Origin of the sequence: Gordonia sp. NPDC062954, assembly GCF_044543825.1 — a bacterium.
Taxonomy (GTDB): domain Bacteria; phylum Actinomycetota; class Actinomycetes; order Mycobacteriales; family Mycobacteriaceae; genus Gordonia; species Gordonia tangerina.
Map to the genome: position 1 here is coordinate 86,473 of NZ_JBITWL010000015.1, position 26,563 is coordinate 113,035.

The following is a 26,563-nucleotide window of genomic DNA, read 5'->3' on the forward strand; positions in this document are numbered from 1 at the left end:
TCCGAGGCGCTAGCCGAGGACGTATCGAGATCGAGATCACCAGCCCTAGAAAGAAACACACCACATGACCACACTGGAAATTCGTGACCTGCACGTCGACGTCGCGCAGAGCGACACCGACGCCGAACCCATCCACATCCTCAAGGGTGTCGACCTCACCGTGTCGTCCGATCAGACGCACGCGATCATGGGACCCAATGGTTCGGGGAAGTCGACGCTGTCCTACGCCATCGCCGGACACCCGAAGTATCAGGTGACCCAGGGGTCGATCACCCTCGACGGCGAGGACGTCCTAGAGATGAGCGTCGACGAGCGGGCCCGCGCCGGTCTCTTCCTGGCCATGCAGTACCCGGTCGAGGTGCCCGGCGTGTCGATGTCGAACTTCCTGCGCACGGCGGCCACCTCGGTACGAGGTGAGGCCCCGAAGCTGCGCCACTGGGTCAAGGAGACCAAGGAGGCGATGAGCGCGCTGGAGATCGATCCGTCGTTCGGCGAGCGCAGCGTCAACGAGGGCTTCTCCGGTGGTGAGAAAAAGCGTCACGAGATCCTGCAGCTCGATCTGCTCAAGCCGAAGATCGCGATCCTCGACGAGACCGACTCGGGACTCGACGTCGACGCGTTGCGCGTGGTGAGCGAGGGTGTCAACCGTTACAAGGCCACCGAACACGGCGGCATCCTGCTGATCACCCACTACACGCGCATCCTGCGCTACATCAAGCCGGACTTCGTCCACGTGTTCGTCAACGGTCGCGTGGTCGAGTCGGCCGGTCCCGAACTCGCCGACGAACTCGAAGAGAACGGCTACGTGCGGTTCACCTCGGCAGCTGCCGCGGGCTGAGCCCAGTCGAAGGAGGTGCAGACGTGACGATCTCACCGGATGTGGTGGCGTCGCAGCCTATCGATGTGGACCGTCTGAGGGCCGACTTCCCTATCCTGGCGCGCACGGTTCGCGACGGGAAACGGTTGGTGTACCTGGATTCCGGCGCGACATCGCAGCGCCCGGTCCAGGTGCTCGACGCCGAACGCGACTTCCTCACCACACACAACGCTGCTGTTCATCGCGGGGCGCATCAGCTGGCTGAGGAGGCCACCGACGCCTACGAGGATGCACGTGCCGCGATCGCCGAGTTCGTTGGTGCGACCTCGGAGACGATCGTGTTCACCAAGAACGCGACCGAGGCCATCAACCTCGTCGCCTACACACTCTCCGACGACCGGTCAGCCGCCCTGCTGGGCGGGCGGCGCCTGGGTGCCGGGGACACCGTGGTCATCACCGAGCTCGAGCATCACGCCAACCTCGTCCCGTGGCAAGAGCTGTGCCGCAGGACCGGAGCCACCCTCAAGTGGTACGGCGTAACCGACGACGGACGTATCGACCTGGACTCGCTGGAGCTCGACGAGACCGTCAAGATCGTCTCCTTCACCCACCAGTCCAATGTCACCGGGGCAGTGTCCGACGTTGACGAACTCGTCCGGCGCGCACGGGCGGTGGGCGCCCGGGTGGTGCTCGACGCGTGCCAGTCGGTGCCGCATGCACCGGTGGATTTCACGGCGCTCGACGTCGATTTCGCTGCGTTCTCCGGACACAAGATGTTCGGCCCGTCGGGCGTGGGAGTGCTCTACGGCAAGCCGGAACTGCTCGAGTCCCTGCCACCTTTCGTCACCGGCGGTTCGATGATCGAGTTGGTCACGATGGAGACCTCGACGTATGCGCCGGCACCGCAGCGCTTCGAGGCCGGCGTGCCGATGACCTCGCAGGTGGTGGGGCTGGGGGCAGCCGTCAAGTATCTGAACCAGATCGGCATGGATGCGATCGCGGCCCACGAGCATCGACTCACCGTGTACGCCCTGGAACGCCTCGGCACAATCGATGGGCTACGCATCATCGGCCCACAGACGGCCACTGATCGCGGCGGTGCTGTCGCGTTTTTGACCGAGGGTGTGCATGCACACGATCTCGGGCAGATCCTCGACGACGAGGGTGTGGCGATTCGCGTGGGACATCATTGCGCCTGGCCGTTGCATCGACGTTTCGGTGTGGCCGCGACCGCTCGGGCATCGTTCGCCGCGTACAACACCACCGCCGAGGTCGACGCGCTGGTCGACGCGATCGTCAAGGCCCAGAGCTTCTTCGGAGTGCGCTGATGCGGATGGAGCAGATGTACCAGGAGGTGATCCTGGATCACTACAAACATCCGCACGGTCGTGGCCTGCGTGAGCCATTCGGTGCCGAGGTGCACCACGTCAACCCGACCTGCGGCGACGAGGTGACCCTGCGCGTCGCGGTCTCGGCGGACAACACAACGATCGAGGACATCTCCTACGACGGTCAGGGCTGTTCGATTTCACAGGCTTCCACCTCGGTGCTCTACGACCAGCTGGTCGGGGAGTCGGTGGACGACGCACTGGCCACCGTCGAGTCGTTCAACTCGATGATGACCTCGCGGGGTGCCGATGAAGGAAACGAAGATCTGATCGGCGACGGCATCGCGTTCGCTGGTGTCAGCAAGTATCCAGCGCGGGTGAAGTGTGCGCTGTTGGGATGGATGGCGTTCAAAGACGCGTTGTCACAAACGGTCGACGCAAAGGAGTCAGCATGAGCGAGGAAATCACCGCGCCGGAGGCGCCCGAAACAGCACAGCCTGAGGCGCCGAACACGTCGCTGCCTCAACTCGAGGATGTCGAAGAGGCGATGCGCGACGTCGTCGACCCGGAACTCGGTATCAACGTCGTCGATCTCGGTCTGGTGTACGGCATCGAGGTCACCGACGAGGCGGTGGCCAAGATCGACATGACCCTCACCTCGGCAGCGTGCCCGCTGACCGATGTGATCGAGGATCAGTCGCGCGGAGCACTCGTCAGCAGCGGGTTGTGCACCGACCTGGAGATCAACTGGGTCTGGATCCCGCCGTGGGGTCCGGACAAGATCACCGATGACGGCCGCGAACAACTGCGGGCGCTCGGCTTCACGGTATAGCTGTCAGCGATGCTGCGACGAAGCATACTGGTGGACGTCGAGGATTTCGCGCACCTGTGGCCGGTCATGGCCGCGTGCCACACATCGTGATCGATTGCTGTCCCAGATGTTCTGCAGTACGCCGATGAAGTGCTCGGCCTGCTCTTTCGCGCAGAAGTCGAGGTCGACGTAGACCTTTGTCGGATCGTCGAGGTTCCGCGTGACTCGGTATGCGGTGACTCCCGCGCCCGCGCGGAACCCTTCGGCCTGTGCGAACGCGTCGTGCCAGCGGCCGTAGTCGTCGGTCACGGTGGCGACATGCAGTGCGAACATGACTCTCTCCCTGTTGTTGTGGTGTCCGTGTGACCTCAACGTAGAGCCCTGGTCTGCGGTGCCACCATCCCCAACTCTGGGGATCTTCGCCCGGTCGCCGGCAGGATAGGGTGAGATCATGCGTGCCGATCTCGTGGCGCGGGTGGAACGAACCTGCTCCCGGCGCCAGGACGCGAAAGGACTGCGATTGGCAGTCCTCGAGCACCTGCGTGACGAGTTCGCCTTCGACGGCTACGTATGGCTGCTCACCGATCCACAGACCAGCGTCGGGACATCACCGTTGGCCGCGATTCCCGGTTTGCCGTGGCACCGGCTTCCGGCGCTCATCACCGCACGCTATCTCGCCACCGCCAACCGCTGGACGGCGTTGACGTCGTCCCCCCGGCAGGTCGGAAGGCTCTCTGCGGCAACCGAATCCGAGCTCGCCGGGTCGCAACTGTGGCGAACGGAATTGGCGAAGCTCGGCGTCGTCGACATCGCCTCGGTGGTCTTCGCCGACAAACACGGGTATTGGGGATGGCTCGATCTCTGGCGATCGAACGGCCGCCGAGCGTTCGACGATGCCGATCTGGAGCTCCTCGCGCAGATCCGGTCCGCCGTGACACACGCGCTGCGCGGGTGTCAGGCCCGATGCTTCGGGGACCGCGTCGACGGTGCACGTGCTGGTCCGTCGGTACTCGTGCTGGCGCCGGACTTGTCGGTCCGCGGGCAGACCGCGGAAGCGGGGCGACAGTTGTATCGGCTCAATCCTCCCGATCCCGGTCCCGACGGTGCGCCGCCGGATGTGCCGGCCATTCCTGCAGCTGCCTACAACGTTGCTGCGCAACTGGTTGCGCGCGAGCGCGGTGTCGACGCCCGGCCGTCCCGTGCGCGGGTGCACATCGCCGGGTTGGGCTGGCTCACGCTTCAGGCCGATCGGATGACCGGCCCGGCACCCGTCGACGAGCGCGACATCGCCGTCACAATCGAACCATCCGGATTCGCCGATCGGCGTGAGGTGTTCGGTCGGGTACACGGTCTCACCCGCCGCGAAGTCGAGGTGCTCGAATCGGTGCTGCGTGGCGCGGACACTCACGCGATCGCGCGGGAATTATCGGTGTCCGAGCACACCGTCAACGATCACGTGAAAGCGATTCTTGCGAAGACGGGATGCCCGAACCGACACGGGCTCGTGGCGCGGGTGGCCGGTGACCTACCGGCAGATGCACGCGTCGACGAGGGCATTCTCGGTCGTGGGGACGCCCCGGGTCGATGCGCGGTGTAGAACTGCACACGTGGGTGAACCGTCGGATGAGCATGCGGCATCGGACGGGCGGTTTCGGCGCGTGCGGCGCTGGAAACCGCCCGTCTACGAGTCACGCGTGGAGAAGATGATCCGGGAGGCGACCGAACGTGGCGAGTTCGACAACCTGGACGGTATGGGCAAGCCCCTCGATCTCAGTGACGCCGACGACCCCGACTGGTGGGTCAAACGCAAGATCCGGGACGAGAATCTGGACTCCTCGGCATTGCTCCCGATGCCACTGCAACTGAGAAAAGAGGCGCAGGGCTTTCCGGAGTCGCTGCGCCACATCGCCGACGAGGTCGCGGTGCGGGAGATCCTGATCGATTTCAATCGTCGTGTGCGCGAAGCCCATCTGAGCAGTCGAGCCGGACTTCCGACGCTGGTGACCGCACACACGGTCGACGTCGATGCCCTGGTGTTGCGCTGGCGTACGCTACGCGAGCGCTGACGGGGGCCCGGCCGGAAACTGAACGCAAGATTAGGGTAGCCTAATCCCAGATCGTCCGGTCTTCGGTGATGGGGGTGTCGAATGCCGACCGTTGGCGTCGTGATCCCGCTCTATCGGTGCGCGCCCTACGTTCGGGGGTGTCTGGAATCCGTGCTCGCCCAGACCCGGCCGATCGATGAGATTGTTCTCGTCGACGATCGTGGCGATGATGACTCGGTCGGCATCGCCACCGCCACCCTCGATGGACAGGGGCGTTCCTACATCCTCCTCACGCAGCCGCACAACAAAGGGCTCGGCGCCGCACGTAACACAGGTCTGGCCGCGCTGACCACCGACCTCGTGTGGTTCCTCGACAGCGACGACCAGGTCGACGCCGAGTTCGTCGAAACACTCGTCGACGCACTCGAGGCCGCAGACGCAGATTTCGCGGTCACCCGCACGCGGCGTGTCGATGAAGCAGGGAACACGCTGCAGATCGACGAGGAGCATGTTCGGGCGCCCGTGGTCACCGGAACGCACTACGCACGCGAGCTGATCAGTGGCGGCGCCAAGGGATATGCATGCACCAAGATGTTTCGCCGGGCGGTGCTCGGTGCACGTCCTTGGGCGGAGGGCCAAGCCTACGAAGACATCGGTACCAGTGTGCGCATTGCGCTGTCGTCACGACGCGTGGCGATGGTCGATCGACCCTTGTACCACTACCTCTATCGGGAGGGTTCGATCTCGACCACCTTGTCGCCGGCGACCCTCGACCTGTTCACCGTCGAAGACGACATCCGCAAGCTGTTGTGCGAGTCATCGCTCGAGCACGATTGGCGCCGCGAGTTCACTGGATTCCGGTATCGGGAGGTCCTGACCTCGGTCGCACATCTGGCCATGCGTGACCAGCACGCCCAGGGGACACGATCGGGTCTGCAGCACACCGCCATCAGCCAGGTGCGCACCCGGATCGCGCTCCGGGACATCCCGATACTGTGGCAGGGCAGGCACTACCGGGAAATGGTGTTCGCCGGGCTGGTCAAGTACCTCCCCGGCATGTACTCGGCCATCCTGCGTCGCCGTTGACGGGTCGATGGGCGCGGTGGGCGTTGCTACGCTGGGAGACGTACGGACCAACGCGAGTTTCGAAAGAGGTGCGCGATGACCGTCAACGATCCGATCCCGTCTGCCGATGACGCCGATCTCATCGAGCAGTCGATGGAGGTCGATGAGGGCGATGACGACTACCCGGCCACCAGCCACGACACCGTCAGCGACGAAACCGAGGCCATCGCGCCGGTGACACCGGGCCAACGACACTGACATCCTCGGCTGACCCAGGGGTGCTCCCGCCTGCCGCCGCCAGAGGCTATTAGGCTAACCTAAGTTGGTTGTCTCAACGGGTCGTTGGATGGAGCGGATGGGCAATGGCGCCGACACGGATACCGCTGATCACCATCCTGATGCCGGTGTACAACGCGGCGGGCTACATCGCTGATGCGGCTCGTTCGGTGATGGCCGGAGATCACATCGACCTCGAACTGTTGGTCGTCGACGACGGGTCGACCGACGCCGGGATGGATGAACTCGCAGCGCTGGGCGATCCGCGCATCAGGGTGGTGCGTCAGCCGAACTCCGGGCTGATCGCGGCCCTGAACACCGGGTTGGACGAGGCGCGTGGCGCGTACCTGGCTCGGATGGATGCCGATGATCTGTCCGTCCCGGGACGACTGACGGCACAAGTGCGCTGGCTCGAGGAACGACCGACAGCGGTCGTGTGCGGTACGGACTACGAGATGTTCGGGACGATGACCGGTCGGGTGCGCATGCCCCGTGGCGATCGGGCTTGTCGGGAGCGGCTGCTGCTGGCGAGTTGTCACTGCGGCGCGTCGGTGATGATGCGTCGGAAAGTACTCGCCCGGAACGGCTTACGCTTCGACCCCAAGTATCCGCACGCCGAGGATTACGAGTTCTTCTCCCGGCTGGCCGAGCATGGTGAACTCGGCAACCTCCCGATGGTCGGCTACCGGTATCGCACACACAGCGCGCAGGTCAGTGCACGGCACGCCGAGATCCAGCGGGCGACTCATCTCCGGGTGGCCGCCGCATACGCCGAGCGGACGGGGAGGCGGCCGGTGTCGGAGGCCACCATCCGCCAGTTGATGTGGCCGGCCCCCGCACCGGTGATCCGGACCACCATGTCGACGGCGGCTGCAGCGGCCGCCGCCCTTCGTCGCCGGCCGGGCATGGAAACGGCTCGGTTCGGCGGGCGCCGGGTGGTCGAGGCAACGTTGAACGCCGTCAAGGACTGACCGCGGCTTGCTGAGCCTGTTCACCCCACCAGCGGGCGGGCCGGTGCGACCGGTGACGGTTCGCCCGCCATCTCCCGAACGCCGCGTGCGAGGGGCCGTGCGACGAGCGCCAACGCCACGGTGGCCGATGACAGCGAGGCAAGCCCGACCCCGGTCAGGCCGAGAGGTCCGATCAGGACGAATGCTCCGCCAACGGTGACGATCACCATCACGATCTGCGTGATCAGCATCAGCCGCATTCGCCGCTGCAACTGCGCGATGAGGAAGTAGGTGAGCACCACCGTCTCCACGACCGCGGTGCCTGCCATGATCACCATCAACCAGCCGGCGGACTCGACGTACTCGCGGCCGGCGAGGAGCAGGACGATGGGTCCGCCGATGGCCACGCCGACAACGGTCAGCGCGGTGACGCCGGTCAGCATGCGTCGCAGATGACGAAGCAGCGCCGGACGATCCGCAGAGGGTTGGGACGCTTCCACTACGAACGCGGAACCGACCGCGCTGCGCAGCAGCCCGGCAGCCGTACACATCGTCCACGCGAGGTTGAAGTAGGCATTGGCGGTGGTGCCCAACTCGTGCACGACGATCAACGGCACCACCAACGGCGTGGTGGAACTGACCAGGGTCATGGTGAAGAAGGCGCCTTGAAAGGCGAGCATCTCGCGGGCGGGCGGGAGCTGGTCGCCCCTCTCGCCGCGCCGGGCGGCTGCGTGACGCACCGCGTGGAACACGAAGGCGGTGGTGATGACGGCGGCCAGCACCGTCCACGATCCGGTGATCGACAGTGCCGAACCGCTGCCGGCCAGTAGGAACAACGGGACGATCTTGATCACCGACAACGTGATGTTCTTGGTGGCCACGGCTGGTGCGCGCCGTAGGCCGGTCAGGATCGGATCGGTGAGCGCGTAGAGGGCGAACACGATCACCACCAGAGGAAACGTGGCCCTCTCGACGGTGGTCAGCAGGATGCGGTCGCCGAATCCCGTCAGCACGAATCCGGTGCCCAAGACCACCGCGGCGGTGCAGACGATCGCGTAGCCGCCGGCCACCAACCTCGCCGACCGGTCGCCGGCGATGGGCAGGAACCGCTGGAAGGCGCCACCGAGCGACAGACATGACAGCGATGCCAACGCGGTGGCGGTGCTGACCACCGCAGAGGCCTGGCCGACTGCCGCCGCGGGAAAACATCGCCCCGCGACAACCCAGTAGACGAGGCCCAGCAGCCCGGTCGCCAGCGACGAGATCATCAGCGCACCGGCGTTGACCACCAATCGGTTGGCGGTGACCCGGTTGGCGGTGTTGGTGGAACGGTTCAGCATGTGGGTGCCATCCGCCAGGTCCAGTCGGCGCCGGCCTTGCGGGCGAACATGGCCGGACCGGCGCGTGCGCGCGCAAGCGATTCGGCGGTCAGCTCGGGCGGTCGCAGTGCCGTCGGATCCGACCAGTCGATGAAATGCTGACCGTGCACCGTGTGATCAGGACACTCGGTGAGCGCGGAGTACTCCTGCGCGATCATTTCCCGGTAGCGGGTCGCCATCAGCGCCGAGTGGATCACGAATTCGTCGGGACAGTGCGAGAAGCGGTGGCGTCGCAGCCACTTCGGGTGATCGTCGATCACCTTGCGGGCTGCGGCGACTGCGTCATCGGTGAGCGACCACCATTGCGATCCCTGGAAGATCGGCAGGGTGATGTCCGTCCTGCGTGGTATCCGGCCGGAGAGCCGAAGCCGGTCGAGCAGGGGATGGTCGGGGAAGTGGTACGTGGTGATCTTCTGCGCCATCGGCTGATCGGGGCTGTCGATCCGTCGGTCGACCCGGATCAGTTCGTCGTCGCCGGACCACAGGTCGATCAGTTCGGGCAGGTCGCGCAGCAGCACGTCGGTCCCGGACAGAAGTGAATGCCGGTGATAGCGGCCGCCGTTGGCTCGGGCTTGGTCGAGCAGTGCGAAGGTGGCGCGCAGTTGACTCAGCCCGCCCCACCGGACCCGTACCCGTCGGTGGTGCGGCACGAAGTGTGCGGTGATCCCGCGGGGTAGCGCATCGACGAACATCGGTTGCGCCGCACCTGCATCGATGTGGATGTAGACGTCGATGCGGGCGTGGTGCAACGACTCGACGAGAGCGCCGAGCAGCTGAGGTTTGTCGTGCGCCATGATGTGCGCGGCGAATCGTGCGCTCACACCGGCACTCCCGACAATGCGGATCGGACGAGGTCGGCGGTGCGATCGACATGCGGTGAGCGCAGCATGCCGTTGTGATCGCCGCCGACGCGGTGGACCGCGCGGCACTCGGGTGCCACCGAATACCACCACTCCGCGAGATCCGGATTGTCCTCGGCCAGCACGGCGGTGAGGGCACCGGGATAGGGCCGCAGTCGATGCAGCATCGCCGAACGGCGGCCGAGCTCGTGGAACAGCGCCCACTGTGCTTCGGTTGGTCGCCGCCACCACCCGGCGGTCAACAGAGCCATGCGGGTGCGCCACAACTCGGTACGCCGGGCCGGGGCGCGCGACTGCGCCGCGTGCGCCGCCGACGCGGTGCAGTCGGTCAACGCGACACTGCTGCGGGTGCCCAGCGGACCGGTGAGAATGGTGTCGAGGCAGACGATGTGACTGACCTCTCGGCCGGATCGGGCCAGGATGCGCGCGGCCTCCATGGCGATCACGCCGCCGAGGGAGTGTCCGACGAACTGATACGGTCCGGTCGGGTCGATCGCGGTGATGTGGTCGACGCACCGACGGGCCGCGCGAGTGATGGTCCAATCGGGCAGTCCGCGGCGCTCCAGGGCATGCGCCTGTAATCCGATCACTCGGTATCCCCGCATCCGACGCGACAGCGGTGCGAACGCGAGCGCAGCTTCGCCGGCGCCGGCGAACGCGAAGACCAGCGGTCGCCCGGCCCATCGAATGAAGTTGTCGTCCACGGACGGGAGTTCGGCAACAACTCCGGCGCCGGCATGGTCGGCTTGTCCATCGATGCGCGTGGCCAGCGCGGCCAGGGTGCCGGCGCTGACAACGGTCGACGGGGAGATCCGGACGCCGAAGGTGTCCTCGATCCGCCGGATCAGTTCGACAGCGGTCAACGAGTCACCGCCGAGAGACGTGAAGTCGTCGTCGGCGCCGATATCGCTCACCGACAACAGATCCGCCCAGATCGGCGCCAGCAGACCCTCCGTCACACTTCTCGGCGCCACCCGCGGCGCACGATCGACCGGGTCGGGCAGGGCGGTGCGGTCGACCTTGCCGCTGCTGGTGCGGGGCAGTGCCGCAACCATGATGAGATGGGTCGGCTGCATCCAGGTCGGCAGCACCGTGCCCAGCGCGGCACGGACGTCGGCGACCGCGGGAGGCCGCCTGCCCGGAGTCGGGGCCAGATGGGCCACGATCTCGGGACGTCCCCGCGTCGTGGTGATCGTGACGACCGCATCGTCGATGCCCGCGACGGCCATCGCGGCCGAGGTGATCTCGGCGATGTCCACGCGGTAGCCGCGGATCTTGATGGTGTCGTCGGTGCGGCCCACGAGATGCAGCTCGCCATCGTGGAAGCGACCCCGGTCACCCAGTCTGTGGTCGCGGCGCCCGCCAGCAGCGGATTCGAAGAGCTCTACCCGGCCGTCGACGACGTAGCCCGACGCGATGTGGGCCGAAGTGACATGGACGTGCCCGATCTCGCCGTCGGGTAACGTGGTTCCGGCGTCGTCGACGATGCGGATCTGCTTGTGCCGCGCCGGTCGGCCGGCGCTGAGCATCCCGTCCGGCAGCGGGCATGCGGGCGGAACCACGTTGAAGGTGAGGTTCCCGGTCTCCGAAGAACCCGATCTATTGATGAACGTCGCCGAGGGGGCGAGTGCGCGTAGCGCCCGCACATCCGCCGAGTGGACGGCTTCGCCGCAGGTGGCGACCACACCCACAGCGTGTAGTGCCGCATGGGCGTCGGGTGCGCCGCAGATCGCACGGAGGAGGGCCGGACTCAGGTGCAGAGAGTCCGGCGCGTGGTGCCGCAGCGCCCGCACTGCCGCGTCGACGCCGTCGAGGCGGGGTTCCACCAGGTGCAGCGTCGCACCGTTGAAGAGGGCGCCCAGGGTGATGTCGAGCCCGCCGCCGTATCCGACCGGCAGGGCCTGAGCGGCCCGGTGGTCGGGGCCCAGGCCGAGTTCCTCACCGAGTTCCTCGATCTGGTTGAGCCACAATGCAGCCGGATGCAAGACGGCCTTCGGCCGACCCGTGCTACCCGAGGTGAACGCGATCACCAGGCACGACGGCGGTATCCGCACGGTCGGGGGCGGTGGCCCGGCGGCGGTCGCCGCAGCCGGGAGGTCGCAGCCCGGGAGATCGCAGCCCGGGAACGCACGCGCGTGCACCGCGCCGACCATGGCGCGCACCCGCTCGGATGGCAGGGCGGCGTCGACGGGAACCACCGGACGGCCCGACAGCAGCGCGGCGATCAGTGCGGCCACCGCGTCGCCGGACCCGTCGAGACGCACCGCCAGCGGCCGCGGGTCGTCGGCCCCGCCGATCCGGTCGCTGCGCTGTGCGACCTGCCGTCCCAGTTCCGCGTAGGTGATCAAGGCCTGCCCGGTGTGCACCGCCGTGCGGTCGGCGTGTGCGGACACCACAGCAGCGAACCTGTCGCTCAGGACTGCTTGTGGTGTCACCGGACTGGACCCCCTGTTCGTGCTCGCGGCGAGGTACGTGCGAGACATTGGTTAGGTTAGCCTACTGTTACCTGTCGGAGCGGGGCGGCTCGGTAGCTGCGCTGTGGGATCTCCTACACGAAATGGGGAAGCAATGGGGTCGCGGACGTCGGTGGCACCCGGAATCGAGCGGAACTCCCTGGCGCTCGCGATCTCCGGCGTCGTCACCGCGGGGGTCGGGCTCGTCTACTGGATCGTGATGGGCCGTCTCTACCCGCCCGGCGAGGTCGGCGCTGCGGCAGCGGTCATCACTACCGCGACGATGTTGTCGGCCTTCGGGAATCTCGGGTTGGGCGCGTATTTCGAGCGGTTCCTGCCGATCGCGGGCGCTCGCAGCGTGCGGCTCCCCATCCGAGGACTCGCCGTCGGCGCCTCGGTGGGAGCTCTGCTCGGACTCGGCTTCCTGCTCGTCGGCCCCACTTCAGAGATGTTCGCCTCGCCGGCGCAGATGGCACTGTTTCCGGTTGTGGTGGTGGTGCTGTCGGGGTTCGCGCTGCTCGACCACATCTCGATCGCGATGCAACGCGCCGATTGGGCGGCGCGCAAGAACATCGCCCACGCCGTCCTGAAACTCCTTGTGGCGGCGGGTGTGGCGGCGGTGGCCGGACGTCTGGGCATGATTCTCGGTTGGGTGGTGACCGCAGCCTTGTTGAGCGGTGCTCTGTGGGTGGTGGCACGCCGCGCGTTGGTGCAGGCGGCGCGCACACCCGCGGCCGTCGACGTGGATCTGCCCCCGTGGTCGCAGCAGTGGCGCTTCATCGCCGGCAACTACGGCATCTACGTCGCGAGTTCGCTGACGCCGCTGCTGTTGCCGCCGGTGGTGATCGGACTTCTCGGCGCCGAGTCCAACGCCTATTTCGCGATCGTATGGTCGCTGGTGAGTGCCGTGTTGGTGCTGATGACGATGCTGATGGGACCCTATGTTGCCGCGGTCAGCGCGGCGCCCGAGGACGTGGTGTCGTTGACGAGACGTTTCGTAGCGATCCTGGCGGTGGTGGCGGGGGTCGCGTCGCTCGGTTTGCTGACCGTCGGGCCGCTGCTCCTGCGACTCGCAGGGCCCGGTTACAGTGATGCGGGGACACCGCTGATGCGGTTGGCTGCGATCGCGATTCCCTGCGCCGTGGCCGGACTGGCGTTCACCGCGATCTGCCGGGTGCGGCGCAGACTGCTTCCCGCACTGCTGGTCCAGTCGCTCAATGCCGTCGTGATGCTCACCCTCTGTGCGCTGTGGATCTCCCGGGACGGACTGGCCGGCGCGGGATGGGCCATGATCGTGGCCGAGGCGATCACCACCGTGCTGGTGGCCATTCCCGTGGCCCGCGCCCTGCTCGATCGGCCACCGCGGCGATATCCAGAGTGACTCACTCGCCGATCTGTATCGCACCGGGGGTGGGGCTGAAGTAGCCCTCGGCGGCCGAGGCGAACTCTGCGCTCGGCCGGTACACACTGACCCAGTCCACCTCGAGATCCGCGCTCTGCGGCCTCGGTTCGTCATCGCCGCACGGCGTCATACCCCAGTCCAGGCGCCGCTCGCAGGCACCTGCCTCGACTTGCATGCCGAGCCACATGGGCGTGTTCGGAACCATGTCGGCCGAACGCACCTCGGCCCACACCTGGCCGTCGAGCAGGTAGCGGATCAGGCCCGGCAGCCACTCGACCCCGACCGTGTGCCAGTCGATGAAGCGACCCGCGATGTCGGCGTTGGCCTTTCGGTTCTGGCCCGCGCTCTGCCAGTGCACGAACGCCGACATCTCGTCGCGCATCGCCGACACCGATTCGGCGAAGTCGATCTCCGGCGGCCACTGCTCGTTCTGCGGCCACAGTAGTAGGTGGTAGGACAGGTCGGCGCTGGGATCGGCGCGCATGCGCACCTCCCACCGCCCATAGGTCTGGGTCACCGGATAATTGGAGACACCGCCGGTCACCCATCCGGTGGGTGTCCGTTGGCCGGCGAGCCGAAGCGTGCCGTCGGCCAGCGTGACCATCGACTCGTCCCATGTCCCCACGGGATTGCCGCCCGGGCTGCCCGCATAGGTACCCCACTGTTCGCCGAGCGAACACCGATCGAAGTCGTCGACGAAGACCTGTTCCCACGCAGGTCCCGCCGCCGATGGTGCCGGTGCCGTTGCATTCACCGCATCGGGCTGCGGACAGGCTGCGCCACCGGTGGTCGCTGCTTCATCGGCGGACCCCGATGCCGCGGTGCAGGCGGACACCATGGCGACGAGCGGGACCAGTGCGGTACTGAGCAGGCGACGTGACGCGCCCACCCTCACCGCGCCGACCCTCACCGCGCCCACCCTCACAGGGCCCACCCTCACAGGGCCTCGGCCAACCGCATGAGCGTGACGTAGGCGGTGGCCACCGTGCAGATGGCCAGCACCGCGGTCAAGCGGTGCGCCGACGCCTGCCGCCCGATCGTTCCGGTCGAGGCGACGGTCAACTCGCGCAGCAGGTCCCCGCACAACAGGAGCAGTCCGCAGGTGATGAAGAACACGATCGAGACGTTCATGGCAGATCCCGTCGATAGTTGGGCCCGAGTACTCCGGAGTAGTCGATCGACGGTTCGGTGACGCGCCGCAGAATCGTCACCGAGTCGGTGTCGACGTCGGTGACATAGGTGCCGGACGCCAGGATCGCGTCGATCTCATCGTGTACCTCGGCCAGTGGCACGCCGTACTGCAAGGCGATCATCTGCAGTCCCTGATTGGGAATGTAGAGGTAGTCGGGACCGTGTTCGTCGGCGCACCTCGCCAGATCGTCGAGACAGTCGTAGCTGTCGACGGTGAACAACTGTGGGCCGGCCGGGTCGAGTGTGCGGCGCACCCCGACGCTCTGCGGTGCGTAGCCGAAACTCAACACCCGCGCATCGGGTGGCGCGGCGGCGATGAACGCGTCTGTCACGGCCACCTCGTCGCGGGTGGTGGCCTCGAAAGCGGTGTTGAGTCCGCGATTGGTCGTCTCCAGCACACCCAGCAGGGTCACGAGGACCATCGCGCCGACCACGACTGCGGGTGCAAACATCCGGCGCAGCCGGGGCGCGAGGAGGGCCAGCGCGAGTGCGGCGAACGGGGCCACGGTGGGGGAGGCGAGCAGGAAGGCACGCAGGATCATCTCGCCGCCGTAGCTCTGCAGGAAGACGAGGACGAACGGCGACGCGCACACCATGCCGCCCACCGCCCAGGACCGTCTGCCACGCCACAGACTCCACCCCACCAGCCCCAGCAGCACGAAACCGCCGGAGGCCGCCATCCGCAGGTACTGCATCCGCTGGTAGGTGGGATCTCCGTTGAGGCGATCACCGACGCCCGCGTTCACCGATTGCCCGACCTGACCGATCTCGCTGACCACCGATGGCAGATGCCCGAACCAGTAGTCCGTCGCGCCGTAGGTGAACCACGCCGCGAAGATGAGACCCGCTGCCAGCCAGAGTGTTCGGTACCGGGTGGCCCCGGTGAGCGCGAAGGCGGCGAGTGCCAGCACGGTCAGCATCGGTGTGATCTGGTGGGTCACGGTGTTCGCCGTGATGATCACCAGCACGACGGCGCCCACGGCGAGTGTGCGTCCGGGACCGAAGCCGGGGACGCGGCCGGGGGTGCGGGAGATCGCCTGTCGGATGCGTTGTCCGCGCGTGTCACCGGTCAGCGGTGGCAGTGGGGCGCGGCGTAGCTGCCAGAACAGTGTCGCGATGATCGCGGTGTAGCCGATCATCGCCATCGCCTGCGGGGCGAAGTAGTCCTGCTGGTACCAGTTGGTGGCGTGGTACAGGAACACCGCCAGCCACGCGAGGCGTGCGCGACCGGTGATCGCGATGGCGATGGCATAGAGCCCGAACGACAACACGATCCCGGAGACCAGAGACGCCCACATCATCAACGCGGTCACGTCGGACAATCCGGTGAGGTCCTGGATTCCGGCGCTCAGCGCAAAGAACCCGGCCCAACTGAACCGCGCGTCGATCTGGCTGGGCAGGTGATGCGACTCGGCGAGGATCGAGATGAATCCACGGTGCACGAAGGACGTCGGGATCGAGGTCTGGCCGGTGGCCAGTCCCACCAGCATGGTGTTGAAGAGGATGATCACGGTGGTGAGCGCGCCGAGCACGACCGTGTCGAGACGCCGGGCTCGCAACGCCGACACGAGGACGCCGGCGGCGATGGCTATGCCGACGATGTACCAGGGGCCCACCAGGGCGATGACGCCGTAGTGGCCGGCGTCGAGGACATCGATGCTGCGCGCCGCGGCGACGAACATCACCACCGCGACGGCGAGTGCGAGCAGTTCGCATCCTCGTCGGCCCGTCCACCGGTGACGGGCGAACCCGATCGGACCGCTCGAGGTACGCGCCGGGACCGTACGGAAGGCGACGGCGCACGCCACAAGGCCCAGGATCACGACGATGCTCTGGGTGCGCAGCGGGTTCCACGCCTCGGCGACGATGCTCACCTGTGCGGCGAGCGCATTGATCGACACGGACACCGACACAGCCAAGACCGTGCTCAAGGCCCGCCCCGGGATCCGCAGCGCGATCACCACGGGAATACCCGGCAGGAACATCACCCCGGCGACGACAAGCACCACCCGGACTGCCGTGGGCGGCGCGGTATCGGGCATGACCGACTGCCACAGCGTGATCAGCAGCAGCGAGAGACCCAGCAGAGCAGCGGAATACAACCCCACGCGCGGAGACCACCCGTAGGCGGTCGACTCGGCGTTCGTATGCGTACCGACCGGCTCGGCGACGGTGGTGGTCACGACTGCCGCCTCCTCGGGCCGGCCACGGTGCGTCGACGCAGCTGCAGATGCGTACGCACGAACAGCCATGGACCGGTGAGGTATCCGAGCTGTTCGAGAGCGCGCAGGTGCCGAGGCCAGGCGTCCGGGAAGATCTCGTTGCGCGTCGACCCCGGTGCGAACAACAACCACAGCCCCAGCGGTAGGCACCGAAGCACGCCGAGCGCATGACGCGAGCCGAGTACCTTGGCCAACGACGCGGCCATGCCGGTGCCGTAGCCGTAGCACTGGGCACGCAAATCCGCCATCGTGTCGCGATGATGATGACGCACGATCATCTCCGGGCGATAGCAGACTGTCCATCCGGCGAGGATCGCCGAGCGAAAGCCATCGAGATCCTCACCCCCACGCGAGGGCGTCCCGGTTCCCAGTCGTTCGTCGAACCCACCGATGCGTGACAGCGCTTCCGCGGTGAACGCCATGTTGTTGCCGGAGCCGAATTGCCCCGCCACGTAAGGGAAGAAGACCCCGGTGGGCCCCTGTTCGCCGAGCACCCGGTGGGCGGGCTGCGGCGCCATCGACCAGACGGTGGCGGTGGGGCCCTTGTCGAACATTCCGGTGGCCTCGAACCATCCCTGGATCTCGGTCGTCTGTTCGGTGCTGAACACGCGACCACTGACCGCGCCCAGGCTGCCGGTGGAGTCGGCGGCGAAGGTGTCGAGAATCCGTGTCACCCAGTCGGGATCGGGGATCGCGTCGTCGTCGGTGAAGGCGATGATGCGCCCGGACGCCGCCGCGATGCCGGCGTTGCGGGCGGCGGACACACCAGCGCGGGGCTGGTCGACGACGCGTAACCGACCGTCGGTGATCGCGCTGACCAGCGCGCGGGCGTCACCCCGCGCGGGACGATTGTCCACCACGATCACCTCGATGTTCGGGCTCTCCTGTGCCAGCAGCGCGTGCACCGTGAGCGGCAACAGGTCTCGGCCGACCGACGGGATCACGATCGACACCAGATCGTCGGCGGTCACCGGGGTGTGTGACCTTCCGGGAACCGAGGGCCGGGCAGCCGACGGGGCGCCGCGAAGCGATCCGATCAGTGTGCCGATCGCGGTCACGGCCACGCCGAGGACCATAACGGCCAGGCGCGCTGCGGCGCTGCGGTCACCGTGGAAGAACCGGGCGGTGTATCGGGCGACTGCGGTGGTCACCGTCGCCGCCACGAACCTGATCTCGGCGGACAGCGCCTGCGATGGTCCGGCGATGCGACTCAGCAGCGCCTTCGACTGGCCTTCGTGACGACAGCGGGACAGGAAGTAGCGTAGGTCGGCACGCTGCGCAGGCACGTGATGGTCGACCGCGAAAGCGACCCGTCGCAGTATCCGGCCGTCGGGGTAGGCCCGGCGCAACTCGATTCCCATCAGCGTCTCCTCGCAGCCGGCCGGGATCGTGCCGACTCGCCCCAGTTCGGTGGCGAAGCCCCCGATCGTCTCGAGTGCGGCACGTCGAACCGCCATCGCGGCACCGATCGGGTTACGGATCTCGCCGCCGTCGGCCGCGATTCCGCGATAGTCGCATCCGATCACCCAGCCGAACTCACGGGGAAACCACCTCGGGGCCCGACCGTCCCACGCGGGGTGGACGCCACCGCCGATCGCCACGGTCGCGGCATCGGTGAACGCGATCCGTACCTCGTCGAGCCCGCCCGGTCGGACGATCGCGTCGTCGTCGAGGAAGACGAGCACGTCCTCGGTGGCGTTGGCCAGTCCGGTGTTGCGCGCGCCGGACAAACCAGTCTCACCTGCGTTGTCCACCACGACGATCTGATCGGTCGCAACGCCTACCGGCCGCTGTTCGTCGACGTGGTCGAGGAATCGCCGGCGCAGAGCCGCATTGTGGTCGACCACGATGAGCAGCCGATCGGTCGGCGCGAGCTGTCGCGCCACCGCGTCAATGCCGCGAGTGGCCACCGACCACCGGTCGGTCGTGTAGCAGCAGATCACCGCGCAGATCGAGACCGGGCCGGATCGAGCGGGACTGTGTACACCGGTGGCAGAACTGGTCACCGACCGTCTCCTCTGAACGTCCAACGAAACCTTGGTCACCTTGAGAAACCTCAATTAGGCAAGGCAAGGCTAACCTAGAGTAGGCGATGGTCGGGCAGCAGCTCAATCGGGGACGTCGCCGGACGGTGGTGGCCGGTCCAGACACCCTCGGGCGACGTCGGCTCGCACGGACATGTCGAGACCGGCGAACACTCGCGCCATGGCGGCCAGGGTCCCGGACAGGTCGCCACGGTCGCTGAGATAGCTGCGTTGGGCGGTCAACGGCATGGCGAAGAAGGCGTCGAAGAAGCCGATGGTCTCCTCGGCGTCGAGTCGGAGCAGCACGGCGAGCCCCCGCAAGCGGAGGCGGTACACCGCCCGTGCGCTCCGAGGCCACAGGGTCGACGCCGGGTCGCGGCCGGCGGAGATCGCCCCGACCAGCCGATCGGCCTCGCACAGTGCCGACGCGACGCTGTATCCGGTGGTGGGATGCAGGAGGCCACCGGCGGCTCCGTGGCGCAACGGCCGGGGTCGCCAGGGTCGTCCGGACGTCGCCGTCAACGGAAACGACACCCGCTCGGTTCGTCGGACGCCGGTTGGGGTGCCCCGGAGACGACTGCGCAGACGATGCTCGAGCACGTCGAGCGACAGTGCGGGCCGACCGGCCAGGCACGTCTCCTCGAGGAGAAACTCGTCATCACCGAGCGGGATGGCGTACAGGAATGACGGCAGGGCACCCGGATCACGCTCGGTGGCACGCCAATCCATCAGAACGGCGTCGGCGCTGTCGAGATGGCGGCGCGCGGTGGCCGCGTCGACGACGATGCCGAAAGCCGTCTGGCGCGGCGCGTGGCGCGCCGACGATCCGCGACAGTCGACCACCACGTCGGCAGTGACAGTTGTTCCGTCGGTGAGGCGGATGCGCCCACCATCGACGTCTGCGACGCGTCCGCCGACCACCCGCGCGTCGTCGAGCGTGAGCTTGCGCTGCAGCGCGGCGGTGTGGAACACGCTGTATCCGCGAGCGAGTTCGGTTGCGGTGTGGCCGATCACTCCGACAGCACTCACCTGGGCGGCGATCGTGGACGGGTCCAGCCAGGCCGGGAGTTCGTCGCTCCAGCAGGCATAGGTCGCCAACCACGGCCGGCTCGGGTGGGCCTCCACCACCGTGACGTCGAGGCCGGCCACGAGGAGTCGATGGGCGAGGCCGCGGCCCGAGGGTCCTGCACCGAGGACTGCGACGTGCGTTGTCACATCCTCACGCGCCGCCGGTGGCCATCATGCCGCCGTCCACGCGAATGGTCTCTCCGGTGATCCAGGCCGATGCGTCGCCTGCGAGAAATGCGGCCGCGCGGGCCACGTCCACGGGTTCGCCGATACGGGCCATCGGGTAGCCGGCGGCGATGCGCGCCTCGTTGTCACCGGCGATCAGTCCGGAAGCGAAGGTCGTCCGCACCACCGATGGGGCGATCGCGTTCACCCGGATCCCGGGCCCCAGTTCCCACGCGAGTTCTTCGGTCAACCGGATCAACGCCGCCTTCGACGCCCCGTAGGCGGCGATCGCGCCGGTCGACCGCAGTCCGGCCACCGAGGAGATGTTGACGATGGACCCGCCGTGCTCGCGCATCCCGGCGCGATAGGCCTCCTGGATGAATCCGAGGGTGCCGGCGACGTTGACATCGAAGATCTTGCGGACGGCGCTGAGATCGGCGTCCATCAGGGGGCCCATGATCGGGTTGATGCCGGTGTTGTTCACCAGAATGTCCACACCACCGAGTTCGACTGCAGCGGCGATCGCCTCGGCGCGGTGAGATTCGTCACCGGCATTGCCGGGGGACGTGACGATGGTGGCACCGGCCACGGCGGCCCGGATATCCTCGGCGGCGGCGGCCAACGGATCCGGTTTGCGTGCGGTGATCACCACCGAAGCTCCGCATCGTGCCAGTTCGGTGGCGATGGCCAGCCCGATACCACGGCTGGCGCCGGTCACCACGGCGCACTTTCCGGTCAGGTCGCCAGGGGCGTTGATCATGGTCGAGGTGCGTTGCGGTTCACTCACGCACTCACCGTATCGGGCCGATCGATCGTTCGGGCAGAGTCGGCCGGATAGGTCTGAGCCGCTGCGCAGGTAGACTGGTTCGCCGTGATCACCGCGACTGACCTGGAAGTTCGAGCGGGCGCGCGGACACTGTTGGCGGCGCCCGGCGATGCGCTGCGCATTCAGCCCGGCGACCGTATCGGTCTCGTCGGCCGAAACGGGGCCGGCAAGACGACCACCCTGCGCATCCTGGCCGGTGAGACCGAGCCGTATGCGGGCAGCGTGCTGCGCAGCGGCGACCTCGGATATCTCCCGCAGGACCCCAAGGAGGGCGATCTCGACGTCCTCGCCAAGGACCGGGTGCTCTCGGCCCGCGGACTCGACGCCATCCTGCGTCAGATGGAGAAGCAGCAAGCGCTGATGGCCGAGGCGGCCGATGACCGCGTGCGTGACAAGGCGGTGCATAAGTACGGGCAGCTCGAGGAGCGGTTCGCCGCCCTGGGCGGTTACGTGGCCGAATCGGATGCGGCCCGGATCTGCCACAGCCTCGGTTTGCCGGACCGGGTTCTGGGTCAGCCGCTCGGCACGCTCTCCGGAGGTCAGCGACGTCGTATCGAGCTGGCGCGCATCCTGTTCGCCGCCTCCGATGACGCCGGCAAGTCTGACACCACCCTGTTGCTGGATGAGCCGACCAACCACCTCGACGCCGATTCGATCGCCTGGTTACGGGGCTTCCTGCAGAACCACGAGGGCGGCCTTGTCGTGATCAGCCACGACGTGGAGCTGTTGGCCGACGTCGTGAACCGAGTGTGGTTCCTCGACGCCGTCCGCGGTGAGGCAGACGTCTACAACATGGGCTGGAAACGCTACCTCGACGCGCGTGCCACCGACGAACAACGACGCAAGCGCGAACGTGCCAACGCGGAGAAGAAGGCCGGCGCGTTGCGCGCGCAGGCGGCCAAACTCGGCGCCAAGGCGACCAAGGCCACCGCCGCACAGAACATGCTCAAACGCGCCGATCGCATGCTCGACTCGCTCGACGAGGAACGCGTGTCCGACCGCACCGCACGCATCCGGTTCCCGGAACCGGCCACCTGCGGCAAGACTCCGCTCATGGCCAGCGGTTTGACGAAAACCTATGGGTCGCTCGAGATCTTCACCGGCGTCGACCTGGCGATCGACAAGGGCAGCCGGGTGGTTGTGCTCGGCCTCAACGGTGCGGGCAAGACCACCCTGCTCAAGCTCCTGGCGGGGGTCGAGAAATCTGACATCGGCTCGATCGAACCCGGCTACGGGCTCAAGATCGGCTACTTCGCGCAGGAGCACGACACTCTTGACGACATGGCGACGGTCTGGGAGAACATCCGCCATGCCGCACCGGACGCGGGCGAGCAGGATCTTCGAGGTCTACTGGGCGCCTTCATGTTCAGCGGCGCGCAACTCGACCAGCCGGCCGGCACGCTGTCCGGCGGCGAGAAGACACGACTGACCCTGGCCGGGTTGGTCTCCTCGTCGGCGAATGTCCTGTTACTCGACGAACCGACCAACAACCTCGATCCGATCTCCCGTGAACAGGTGCTCGATGCGCTGCGCAGCTACACCGGTGCGGTGGTGCTGGTGACCCACGACCCCGGCGCCGCGGCCGCACTGGACCCGCAGCGCGTGATCCTGTTGCCGGACGGCACCGAGGACCACTGGTCCGACGAATACCAGGAGCTCATCGAACTCGCCTGACCCACGCGATCTCGTAGTACGAACCGGCGGTTCCCGCACGGTTCGTACTACCAGATCAGCTGTCCGTCAGTGCACCTTCTCGGGCCAATATTGCTTGCGCAGTTCACCTTTCACCAGTTTGCCGGTGGGTGTGCGCGGCAGGTCGTCGACGAAGTCCACCGAACGAGGCGCCTTGTACGCCGCGATCGACTCCTTGGTGTAGTCGAGCAGTTCATCGGCGAGCTCCGGCGATGGCGCGTAGCCCGGTGCGGGTTGGACACAGGCCTTCGCGACTTCGCCGAGCTCCTCGTCGGGGACCCCGATCACTCCGACGTCGAACACGGCGGGGTGATTGACCAGAACGTTCTCCGCTTCCTGCGGATAGATGTTGACCCCGCCGGAGATGATCATGAACGCCTTGCGGTCGGTGAGGTACAGGTAGCCCTCGTCGTCGACGTATCCCATGTCGCCAGTGTTCGCCCAGTTCGCGTGCTCGGGATGTTGTGCGCTGCGGGTCTTCTCCGGGTCGTTGTGGTATTCGAAGGCGGGTTCGTCGCGTTCGAAGTAGACGAGGCCGACCTCGCCGGTGGGTAGGTCGTTGCCGGCCTCGTCGCAGATGTGCACCACACCCAGCAGCGGCTTGCCGACCGAGCCGGGATGATCAAGCGCCTCCTGCGGTCCGATGAAGGTGGCGCCGGCGGCCTCGGTGGAGGCGTAATACTCGTGGATGACCGGACCCCACCACTCGATCATCGCGCGCTTGACCTCGACCGGGCACGGGGCGGCAGCGTGGATGGCGAGCTTGATGCTGCTCACGTCGTACTTCTCGCGGACATCCGCCGGCAGCTTGAGCATCCGGATGAACATCGTCGGTACCCATTGACTGTGCGTGATCCGGAACTTCTCGATGGCGCTCAGGGCGGTCTCGGGGTCGAACCGGTCGAGGAACACGACCGTCCCGCCGACCGAGTTCGTCATTCCGCAGTAGCGCAGTGGCGCAGCGTGATACAGCGGTGCAGGGGAGAGGTAGACGGCGTTGTCGTCGTAGCCGTACATCGGGGCGAAGATCGCCGTGTAGGTATCGGGGATCTCGTCGACCTGTCCTTGGGGCAACGGAGTCTGAATTCCCTTGGGACGGCCTGTGGTCCCGGACGAGTACAGCATGTCGGTGCCGCGGGGCTGATCGGTGCGCGGGGCATCGGAAGCGGCGGTGAGCGCGGCATCATACGATTCGAATCCGGCGATCTCGCCGCCCCAGGCGAGACGATGACCGGGCTCGGCCAGGGCTGGGATCTGGTCGCTCTCGGCGACCGTATCGGCCACTGACGCGCCGGCGAAAACCACCTTGGCGTTGCAGTCGCCGAGGATGTAGTTCGTCTCCCCGGCGGTCAGGTGGTGGTTGATCGCGGTCACATACAGGCCACTACGCAGCGCCGCCCAATAGACCTCGAACATGTGCAGGTCGTTTTGCGAGATCATCGCGACGGTGTCGCCAGGCCGTAGGCCGAGCGATTCCAGGTGATTGGCGAGGCGCGTGGAGTTGTCGTCGAGTTGGCGATAGGTGAGTTGTTCGCCGGTGGAGGCGCGAATGACGGCGGGCTTGTCCGGGGTGGAAGCGGCGAAGACTCCGGGGAACACGTGGTACTCCTCTGACGAAGGGACGACTCTGCACATCTGTGTCGACTGTTACCGAACGATCGATCGGGGTGTCGTGCATCACAGTACCCCACCCGATCGAACCTCGATTGTCAGAGGGTGGCGACGAACCTGTCCATCGTGCGTTCGGCCAGGGCCAGAATGGTCAGCGACGGGTTGACCAGACCCACGGCGCCCGGCGCGAAGGATCCGTCCACGACATAGAGGTTGTCATAGCCGATCACCGATCCGTCTGACCGTGCGGCACGGTCGATCACGACCCCACCGAGGCCGTGATAGGTGCTTCCCGAGCCGAACCCGGATGCGCGGCTGTACACCGGGATGCCATTGCGCGGGTGTCCGTGTCGCGTCTCGGTCATGCGATGGAAATGCCCGGCGAACGCGGACGCGCGTCGGTCGAGGACGCTGGTCCCCTCGGCGAAGGGATACGTCAGACGTGTCTGGCCGGTCGCGTGGTCGAAATCGATGCTCCCGCGCTCATCGGTGTGGACCTGGATCAGGTGGGTGGTCGCGACCCCGCCCAGCGGCGACGGGAAGGGACTGGCCTGATAGACGATTGCGGCCGGTCCGCCCGAGAGCTGATCGTCGCGAATTCGCCCGTAACCGGGCCCGCCCTGGATGGGCCCGTAGGGGTCACGCAAGGCGGTGCGCAGGATCACGAAGTCTCCGTTGGCGCCGAAGCCGTCGCCGATGTGTGGGGACAGACGCGGCAGGTGTCCGAGCGCACGTGCCCGCACGAGCAGCGATGTCGTGTGGAATGAGCCGGCCGCCATGAACAGATAGTCGGACTCCATCGTCACGATCCGCAGCGTGGTGCGGCGCTCGTCGATGAGTCGGGCCCGCACGACGAAGCCGGGCCGCCGACTGCGAGGTCGGATCTCGAAGACCTCGTGCATGGGTTTGATGGTGACGTGCCCGGTCGCCTCGGCGGCGGGCAGATAGTTGTGATCCACGGATGTCTTCGCGCCGCTGTTGACGCCATAGGACAGATCGCCGTTGCTGATCCCGGGCGGGGCCGTTCCGGCGAGTTCCCTGCGGACGATGTCCCAGTTCACCGAATAGTCGATGAAGCTCGGCGCCACGCCATATCGGGCAACCGTCCGGATCCAGGATCGAGCACCCACGTAATTCGGATGAGCCAGGATGTCCGGAGGTAGCGGCGCGGCCCGAATCATCTGCCGCGCCCGCGGATAGTACGTCCGTGCCAGTTCGTCGTAGTCCGTGCCACCGGGAAAGACCATGTCGAAATCGGGCTTGTCGGGCTGCGCCGCGAACGCGCCGAACACCAGCGAACCGCCGCCGACACCGGCACCGTACACCGCCTCGATCCCGTTGCCCTGGATCTTCTCAAGCACACCGGGATACGGCTCGACGGGTATCTGCAGGAGGCCGGAGATCCCGGCGGTCGGGCTGAACCACGCGGCCCGCTTGTCCGGACTGGTGAAGGTGGCGAAAGTGTTGCCGTCTGCGCGAATCGGCCAGCGCCTGCCGCGTTCGAGGACGGTTGTGCGGATGCCGGCACGGCCGAGTCGCAATGCGGCGACCGCACCGCCGAAGCCGCTGCCGATCACGATGGCCGAGGCCGGCTGGGCAGCCGAGGTGCGGGATGTGACGGCAGCGAGGGCACCGAGCGCGCCGAAACCCGCAGAGCCCCGAATCAGCGCTCTGCGTGTGATCGGTGTGCGCCCGGCCGCCGCACGGTCCACCCGGGCAATTCTACGGGCCGGGCCGGACCTTCGACGCCGAAATCGCGCGCTCGCCTCCGGGCCCGGAGCGTCAGCGTTTCGTGCGCACCGATTCCTCGACGAGGTCGAGCACAGCGTGCAGATCGTCGGTCGGCTGCCCGGTGGCCAGTCTGGTGATCAGACCGTCGAGAACGAGGTCGAGATACTTCACCAGGACGTCGGTGTCGACATCATCGCGGAGTCTGCCTGCTTGTCGTCCCCGTTCGAGACGCCGCAGCGTCGCGGCCTCCACGTCACCCGAGAACGCAAGCCAGGTGGAACGAAACGACGAGTCGGTGCGCAGTTTACGGGCGATCTCCAGTCGCGTGCCGAGCCAGTCGAAATCCTGCGGACGCGCGAGCATGTCGCGCATGACCTGTACCAGACCCTGTTCGGCCGCGACATCGGCCATCCGCTCGGCGTCCTCCTGGGCAAGGGCGAGGAACAGCGCTTCCTTGTCGCGGAAATGGTGGAAGATCGCGCCCCGGGACAGCCCGGTGGACTCTTCGATGCGTTTGACGGTCGCGCCGTCATAACCGTATTCGGCGAAGCAGTGCCGCGGGGGGGGGGGGGGGGGGGGGGGGGGCGCGGGCCCCCCCCCCCCCCACGCACAAAGGGCCCGAGTAGCGGCCGGGTGGGGTGTGGGCT

24 protein-coding genes are annotated in these 26,563 nt (G+C 67.0%); 11 read left to right on the top strand and 13 right to left on the bottom strand.

The features are described 5' to 3' along the window. The first annotated feature begins 64 nt into the window (after window positions 1-64). The 4 genes from sufC to ACIGKQ_RS15345 are packed head-to-tail and all read left to right on the top strand — an operon-like array spanning window position 65 to window position 2,977. A complete protein-coding gene (sufC, locus tag ACIGKQ_RS15330) occupies window positions 65-838 on the top strand; it encodes a Fe-S cluster assembly ATPase SufC (protein ID WP_235722043.1) in 774 nt (257 codons plus the stop codon). A gap of 23 nt (window positions 839-861) precedes the next feature. Then, window positions 862-2,145: a cysteine desulfurase gene (locus ACIGKQ_RS15335; protein WP_287014803.1), complete on the top strand. Its 1,284-nt coding sequence runs from the start codon at window positions 862-864 to the stop codon at window positions 2,143-2,145. Next, window positions 2,145-2,600 carry a Fe-S cluster assembly sulfur transfer protein SufU gene (sufU, locus tag ACIGKQ_RS15340; protein WP_235722042.1) on the top strand — a complete coding sequence of 152 codons (456 nt, stop codon included), beginning with the start codon at window positions 2,145-2,147 and terminating at the stop codon, window positions 2,598-2,600. Before ACIGKQ_RS15335 ends, sufU begins: the two co-directional genes overlap by 1 nt. Further along, window positions 2,597-2,977: a metal-sulfur cluster assembly factor gene (locus ACIGKQ_RS15345; RefSeq protein ID WP_235722041.1), complete on the top strand. Its 381-nt coding sequence runs from the start codon at window positions 2,597-2,599 to the stop codon at window positions 2,975-2,977. The genes sufU and ACIGKQ_RS15345 overlap by 4 nt, the downstream gene beginning before the upstream one ends. A gap of 3 nt (window positions 2,978-2,980) precedes the next feature. On the opposite strand, the gene ACIGKQ_RS15350 is transcribed toward ACIGKQ_RS15345, so the two are convergent. Then, window positions 2,981-3,289 carry a hypothetical protein gene (locus tag ACIGKQ_RS15350; RefSeq protein WP_235722040.1) on the bottom strand — a complete coding sequence of 103 codons (309 nt, stop codon included), beginning with the start codon at window positions 3,287-3,289 and terminating at the stop codon, window positions 2,981-2,983. Window positions 3,290-3,407: 118 nt separating this feature from the next. On the opposite strand from ACIGKQ_RS15350, the gene ACIGKQ_RS15355 reads away from it, so the two are divergent. The 5 genes from ACIGKQ_RS15355 to ACIGKQ_RS15375 all read left to right on the top strand — a co-directional run bounded on the left by ACIGKQ_RS15355 (window position 3,408) and on the right by ACIGKQ_RS15375 (window position 7,313). Next, entirely contained in the window at window positions 3,408-4,553 is a 1,146-nt protein-coding gene (locus tag ACIGKQ_RS15355) for a LuxR C-terminal-related transcriptional regulator (RefSeq protein ID WP_396574342.1), read from the top strand. A gap of 106 nt (window positions 4,554-4,659) precedes the next feature. Next, window positions 4,660-5,022, top strand: coding sequence for a DUF1992 domain-containing protein (locus ACIGKQ_RS15360; protein WP_235722356.1), 363 nt, complete (start codon window positions 4,660-4,662; stop codon window positions 5,020-5,022). A gap of 81 nt (window positions 5,023-5,103) precedes the next feature. Further along, window positions 5,104-6,087 (top strand): glycosyltransferase family 2 protein, encoded by a 984-nt coding sequence (locus tag ACIGKQ_RS15365; RefSeq protein ID WP_396574344.1) that lies wholly within the window; start codon window positions 5,104-5,106, stop codon window positions 6,085-6,087. Between the two features lie 75 nt (window positions 6,088-6,162). After that, the gene (locus ACIGKQ_RS15370) at window positions 6,163-6,324 is read left to right on the top strand and encodes a hypothetical protein (RefSeq protein WP_235722037.1); all 162 of its coding nucleotides are present in this window, start codon (window positions 6,163-6,165) and stop codon (window positions 6,322-6,324) included. 104 nt (window positions 6,325-6,428) lie between these two features. Then, window positions 6,429-7,313 carry a glycosyltransferase family A protein gene (locus tag ACIGKQ_RS15375; RefSeq protein ID WP_235722036.1) on the top strand — a complete coding sequence of 295 codons (885 nt, stop codon included), beginning with the start codon at window positions 6,429-6,431 and terminating at the stop codon, window positions 7,311-7,313. Between the two features lie 20 nt (window positions 7,314-7,333). On the opposite strand, the gene ACIGKQ_RS15380 is transcribed toward ACIGKQ_RS15375, so the two are convergent. Genes ACIGKQ_RS15380 through ACIGKQ_RS15390 form a run of 3 tightly spaced genes read right to left on the bottom strand, consistent with a single transcriptional unit; the run spans window position 7,334 to window position 11,966 of the window. Beyond that, the gene (locus ACIGKQ_RS15380) at window positions 7,334-8,632 is read right to left on the bottom strand and encodes a lipopolysaccharide biosynthesis protein (protein WP_235722035.1); all 1,299 of its coding nucleotides are present in this window, start codon (window positions 8,630-8,632) and stop codon (window positions 7,334-7,336) included. Next, window positions 8,626-9,492: a beta-1,6-N-acetylglucosaminyltransferase gene (locus ACIGKQ_RS15385; protein WP_235722034.1), complete on the bottom strand. Its 867-nt coding sequence runs from the start codon at window positions 9,490-9,492 to the stop codon at window positions 8,626-8,628. The genes ACIGKQ_RS15380 and ACIGKQ_RS15385 overlap by 7 nt, the downstream gene beginning before the upstream one ends. Next, on the bottom strand, window positions 9,489-11,966 hold the full coding sequence (locus tag ACIGKQ_RS15390) for an AMP-binding protein (RefSeq protein WP_396574348.1): 2,478 nt from the start codon (window positions 11,964-11,966) through the stop codon (window positions 9,489-9,491). Before ACIGKQ_RS15390 ends, ACIGKQ_RS15385 begins: the two co-directional genes overlap by 4 nt. A gap of 133 nt (window positions 11,967-12,099) precedes the next feature. On the opposite strand from ACIGKQ_RS15390, the gene ACIGKQ_RS15395 reads away from it, so the two are divergent. Next, window positions 12,100-13,365, top strand: a complete 1,266-nt coding sequence (locus ACIGKQ_RS15395; protein WP_396574350.1) for a lipopolysaccharide biosynthesis protein — start codon at window positions 12,100-12,102, stop codon at window positions 13,363-13,365. Between the two features lies 1 nt (window position 13,366). Here the strand turns inward: ACIGKQ_RS15395 and ACIGKQ_RS15400 are convergent, their stop codons facing one another. The 6 genes from ACIGKQ_RS15400 to ACIGKQ_RS15425 form a co-directional block, all read right to left on the bottom strand. Then, a complete protein-coding gene (locus tag ACIGKQ_RS15400) occupies window positions 13,367-14,296 on the bottom strand; it encodes a family 16 glycosylhydrolase (protein ID WP_235722031.1) in 930 nt (309 codons plus the stop codon). Window positions 14,297-14,322: 26 nt separating this feature from the next. Beyond that, the gene (locus tag ACIGKQ_RS15405; protein ID WP_235722030.1) at window positions 14,323-14,517 is read right to left on the bottom strand and encodes a hypothetical protein; all 195 of its coding nucleotides are present in this window, start codon (window positions 14,515-14,517) and stop codon (window positions 14,323-14,325) included. After that, the gene (locus ACIGKQ_RS15410; protein ID WP_396574352.1) at window positions 14,514-16,760 is read right to left on the bottom strand and encodes a hypothetical protein; all 2,247 of its coding nucleotides are present in this window, start codon (window positions 16,758-16,760) and stop codon (window positions 14,514-14,516) included. The genes ACIGKQ_RS15405 and ACIGKQ_RS15410 overlap by 4 nt, the downstream gene beginning before the upstream one ends. Next, the gene (locus ACIGKQ_RS15415; protein WP_266062222.1) at window positions 16,757-18,805 is read right to left on the bottom strand and encodes a glycosyltransferase; all 2,049 of its coding nucleotides are present in this window, start codon (window positions 18,803-18,805) and stop codon (window positions 16,757-16,759) included. Before ACIGKQ_RS15415 ends, ACIGKQ_RS15410 begins: the two co-directional genes overlap by 4 nt. A gap of 102 nt (window positions 18,806-18,907) precedes the next feature. Beyond that, on the bottom strand, window positions 18,908-20,038 hold the full coding sequence (locus tag ACIGKQ_RS15420) for a lycopene cyclase family protein (protein WP_235722027.1): 1,131 nt from the start codon (window positions 20,036-20,038) through the stop codon (window positions 18,908-18,910). A 4-nt stretch (window positions 20,039-20,042) separates the two neighbouring features. After that, window positions 20,043-20,816, bottom strand: a complete 774-nt coding sequence (locus ACIGKQ_RS15425) for an SDR family oxidoreductase (protein ID WP_235722355.1) — start codon at window positions 20,814-20,816, stop codon at window positions 20,043-20,045. 111 nt (window positions 20,817-20,927) lie between these two features. Between ACIGKQ_RS15425 and ACIGKQ_RS15430 the strand changes: the two genes are divergently transcribed. Beyond that, window positions 20,928-22,556 carry an ABC-F family ATP-binding cassette domain-containing protein gene (locus ACIGKQ_RS15430; RefSeq protein ID WP_235722026.1) on the top strand — a complete coding sequence of 543 codons (1,629 nt, stop codon included), beginning with the start codon at window positions 20,928-20,930 and terminating at the stop codon, window positions 22,554-22,556. Between the two features lie 66 nt (window positions 22,557-22,622). Here the strand turns inward: ACIGKQ_RS15430 and ACIGKQ_RS15435 are convergent, their stop codons facing one another. The 3 genes from ACIGKQ_RS15435 to ACIGKQ_RS15445 all read right to left on the bottom strand — a co-directional run. Further along, the gene (locus ACIGKQ_RS15435; protein WP_396574354.1) at window positions 22,623-24,173 is read right to left on the bottom strand and encodes an acyl-CoA synthetase; all 1,551 of its coding nucleotides are present in this window, start codon (window positions 24,171-24,173) and stop codon (window positions 22,623-22,625) included. A gap of 110 nt (window positions 24,174-24,283) precedes the next feature. After that, window positions 24,284-25,897 carry a GMC oxidoreductase gene (locus ACIGKQ_RS15440; RefSeq protein ID WP_396574356.1) on the bottom strand — a complete coding sequence of 538 codons (1,614 nt, stop codon included), beginning with the start codon at window positions 25,895-25,897 and terminating at the stop codon, window positions 24,284-24,286. Window positions 25,898-25,967: 70 nt separating this feature from the next. Continuing rightward, window positions 25,968-26,563, bottom strand: a 596-nt coding sequence (locus ACIGKQ_RS15445) for a TetR/AcrR family transcriptional regulator (RefSeq protein ID WP_396574358.1), incomplete at its 5' end; no start/stop codon positions are given.

Bases quoted from the DNA above. Each gene is read 5' to 3' on its own strand.
- sufC (WP_235722043.1), top strand. From the start codon at position 65: ATGACCACACTGGAAATTCGTGACCTGCACGTCGACGTCGCGCAGAGC.
- sufU (WP_235722042.1), top strand. From the start codon at position 2,145: ATGCGGATGGAGCAGATGTACCAGGAGGTGATCCTGGATCACTACAAA.
- ACIGKQ_RS15345 (WP_235722041.1), top strand. From the start codon at position 2,597: ATGAGCGAGGAAATCACCGCGCCGGAGGCGCCCGAAACAGCACAGCCT.
- ACIGKQ_RS15350 (WP_235722040.1), bottom strand. From the start codon at position 3,289: ATGTTCGCACTGCATGTCGCCACCGTGACCGACGACTACGGCCGCTGG.
- ACIGKQ_RS15355 (WP_396574342.1), top strand. From the start codon at position 3,408: ATGCGTGCCGATCTCGTGGCGCGGGTGGAACGAACCTGCTCCCGGCGC.
- ACIGKQ_RS15360 (WP_235722356.1), top strand. From the start codon at position 4,660: ATGATCCGGGAGGCGACCGAACGTGGCGAGTTCGACAACCTGGACGGT.
- ACIGKQ_RS15365 (WP_396574344.1), top strand. From the start codon at position 5,104: ATGCCGACCGTTGGCGTCGTGATCCCGCTCTATCGGTGCGCGCCCTAC.
- ACIGKQ_RS15370 (WP_235722037.1), top strand. From the start codon at position 6,163: ATGACCGTCAACGATCCGATCCCGTCTGCCGATGACGCCGATCTCATC.
- ACIGKQ_RS15375 (WP_235722036.1), top strand. From the start codon at position 6,429: ATGGCGCCGACACGGATACCGCTGATCACCATCCTGATGCCGGTGTAC.
- ACIGKQ_RS15380 (WP_235722035.1), bottom strand. From the start codon at position 8,632: ATGCTGAACCGTTCCACCAACACCGCCAACCGGGTCACCGCCAACCGA.
- ACIGKQ_RS15395 (WP_396574350.1), top strand. From the start codon at position 12,100: ATGGGGTCGCGGACGTCGGTGGCACCCGGAATCGAGCGGAACTCCCTG.
- ACIGKQ_RS15405 (WP_235722030.1), bottom strand. From the start codon at position 14,517: ATGAACGTCTCGATCGTGTTCTTCATCACCTGCGGACTGCTCCTGTTG.
- ACIGKQ_RS15425 (WP_235722355.1), bottom strand. From the start codon at position 20,816: ATGATCAACGCCCCTGGCGACCTGACCGGAAAGTGCGCCGTGGTGACC.